Source organism: Streptomyces sp. NPDC058157, assembly GCF_042884105.1.
In the GTDB taxonomy this organism is placed as follows: domain Bacteria; phylum Actinomycetota; class Actinomycetes; order Streptomycetales; family Streptomycetaceae; genus Streptomyces.
Map to the genome: position 1 here is coordinate 1 of NZ_JBHVUQ010000387.1, position 2,519 is coordinate 2,519.

The window sequence follows — 2,519 nt, forward strand, 5'->3', positions numbered from 1 at the left end:
GGTTCCTCGCTCACTCCTTATTCCGATAGCGACTGGGGGCCCGGGGGCGCGTCTTTGTGTATATCCGCCCGCCCGCCCCACGGGGCCACCGCGCTCAAACACCCTTGACGTCACCGAGCCGGCCGGTCTGGACAGCAGGGACTCCCGGTTCGTTGAATGGCCGTACACGGCGGCGCCTTCACCGGCTGACGCCGTTCGGTGTTTCCCGGGAGAAGGAGACGACATGCGCGTGCGCCACGCCGTCATAGGGCTGACACTCGGAAGTTCCCTCGCCCTGGGGGGAATCTCCGCCACCGCGGAGGCGGCCGGCCTCCCGGAGGGAGCGCATTCCTCCGTGAGCGGCGCTCAGGCCGCCGCCCCCGACTGGCATTACCACAGCACGTACTACAACGCCCCCAGCCTGTGCGAGAACGCCGGAAAGGCGACCGGCCTCCCCTACAAATGCGTCGGCGGCCTGCCCGGAGCCGTCCTCCCCATCTTTCTATACGTCTGGTACTGACGGCCCTACCGGGCGCTGGCCGCCGGGCCACCGCATAGGCGATGGCCTCCGCGACGACCTTGGACGCGCCCTTCGTGCGCGGGGCTCCTCTCGGGGGCGCCCCGCCACCGGCGGACATAATGCGGCTGTGGACCTGAGACCGGAGCTGCTGCCCCCGCCCGTGAGCCGGCAGCGGCTGAACGAGTTGTGTGCTGAAGTCGGGCGGATCGCTGAGCTGCTGGTCGCCCGCCCAGAAGTGGCGGGCGAGGCTATCGCGGCGTTCAACGCGATGACCGGTCACGACTACGAGGCTCTCGACTTCGCTGAATACGACGGAAGCAGGAGCTTGGAACAGTTCGCGAGGGAAGCGGCCCGGCCGGCTCGCCCTGTGGTTGCGGACATCACCCGGGACGAGCTCGTTGAGATCGTTCGCAGACTCCTGACTGCCTCTGCGGAGAGCGACCACTATCTGCGGCTCCTTGAGGCGAACGTGCCCCATCCCCGGGTGAGCAACCTGGTCTTCCATCCATCGGACATCCTTCAAGACCCGTCTGCGGAGCAGATCGTCGATGAAGCTCTGAGCTACCGGCCGATCGCCCTCTGAGCGTGCCGGACCACCCCGCCGGCGCGGTGGAGGCGGCCCTCTGCAGCCGGGCCGGACGCTCCGCCCGGACCCGGAAAGGTGAAACCGCCCGTATCCCGGATCATCAGCAGCGGCAGCCACCGGCAGCGCTGCCGGACGACACCGTCCGTTGCTCGCGTGGTCGCGGGACTTCTCCCGCGCCGGACGGCATCGGCGTACCGTGGTCCGGTATGAGCGATGCCGCACAGGCCACGGGCCCCAAGCTTCCGCCGGCGTATCCACCGAAGTCCCCGCCGCCGCCGAAACGGCCGGTCGAGGCGCCACGGCCGCAGCCGACGACGAAGCCGACGGCGGCGGTTGAGCGCCCCCGGTTGAGGATGACGATCCGCAACCGGCCCACCCGCGCGCTCACCTTCCGCGCTGACCAGTGGGCGCCGGCCAAGGCCGCAGCGGCGGCGGTCAAAGCCGTCGAGGAGTGGGGTTACACCAGCATCAGCACGCACGATCTGACGACCTGCGTACGGATCCTGACCCAAGCGGCCGTCACCGCCGGAGGCCGACGGCTCAGCCTGCACCTGGCGGACCAGGACCAACGCATTCTCGCCCTGGTCCTCGCCCACGCTCCCGTCGACACCGAGGAGGACATCCTGCCCACCCTCGGGGCGCTGCGGAGTGTGGCAGCGTGCGGCACCGACACGGACAGCGCGGACGGGCTACGGCTGTGGGCCCTGTTGGAGACCCAGCCACCGAAGATCGCCTCCCCACAGCCGGCTTGACGGCTCCGTACCTCGACCGACCGCCCGCGCTGCCCAGGGCCAGGCCCCCGCCGTGCCGGGCGGAACGCGCACCGGACCTTCCACCTGTGGCCTTCACTGTCCGTGAAGTCCACCATGCTCTCCGCCGCAGGGCCTCACGAGGCCACCCGCCGTCCGCAGATGCGTTCGCCGCAGCACTGAACTCTCCGAGCACCCGACGCCGGTGCCCTAACTCCATGCCCCATGCCCACCAACGGTGAACCGGTCGCCTTCCCTGTGTTGGGGGTGGCGGCGGGTGGGCGGGTCAGGTGGGCAGGGTCAGCAGGAGGAGCGGGTGGGTGGTGGGTTGGGGGGATCCGCCGGCGGGTTCGAGGGTGAGGCCGACGGCGCCGGCGTCGGCGGGGTCGCCGGTGAGGATGACGGTGCCGTCGTGGTCGATGAGCCCGGCGGGGCGCATGGTGCCTGCGTGGTCGAGCCACAGCTGGTAGGTCTTGCCCGGGCCTGCGGCGGGAAGGTTGGCGGCGGTGAAGACGGCCTTGTTCTGCCGGTCGGAGGCAACCACCGTGGTCAGCGCGCCGTTGGCTGCCTTCCCGTGGGCGGTACGCGCATCGGGGGCGGCCAGGACGGCGCTGACCGTGTCGAGTTGCCGCTGGGCCTGGCGGGCCTCTGCCTTGACTTCCTGCATGGTCTGGGACTGCCATAC

General features: G+C 70.4%; 4 protein-coding genes. 3 read left to right on the forward strand and 1 reads right to left on the reverse strand.

The window, feature by feature from the left end; translation table 11 throughout:
- Positions 1-223 precede the first annotated feature (223 nt).
- The 3 genes from ACFVXK_RS38115 to ACFVXK_RS38125 all read left to right on the forward strand — a co-directional run bounded on the left by ACFVXK_RS38115 (position 224) and on the right by ACFVXK_RS38125 (position 1,837).
- The gene (locus ACFVXK_RS38115) at positions 224-499 is read left to right on the forward strand and encodes a hypothetical protein (RefSeq protein ID WP_389621836.1); all 276 of its coding nucleotides are present in this window, start codon (positions 224-226) and stop codon (positions 497-499) included.
- A gap of 127 nt (positions 500-626) precedes the next feature.
- Entirely contained in the window at positions 627-1,082 is a 456-nt protein-coding gene (locus tag ACFVXK_RS38120) for a hypothetical protein (RefSeq protein WP_389621838.1), read from the forward strand.
- Between the two features lie 356 nt (positions 1,083-1,438).
- Positions 1,439-1,837, forward strand: a complete 399-nt coding sequence (locus tag ACFVXK_RS38125; RefSeq protein ID WP_389621841.1) for a hypothetical protein — start codon at positions 1,439-1,441, stop codon at positions 1,835-1,837.
- A gap of 283 nt (positions 1,838-2,120) precedes the next feature.
- Here the strand turns inward: ACFVXK_RS38125 and ACFVXK_RS38130 are convergent.
- Positions 2,121-2,519 (reverse strand): anti-sigma factor (locus ACFVXK_RS38130; RefSeq protein WP_389621844.1); only part of this gene is annotated, 399 nt, incomplete at its 5' end.

Excerpts from the sequence above, each read along its gene's own strand:
- ACFVXK_RS38115 (WP_389621836.1), top strand. The coding sequence starts at position 224 with ATGCGCGTGCGCCACGCCGTCATAGGGCTGACACTCGGAAGTTCCCTC.
- ACFVXK_RS38125 (WP_389621841.1), top strand. The coding sequence starts at position 1,439 with ATGACGATCCGCAACCGGCCCACCCGCGCGCTCACCTTCCGCGCTGAC.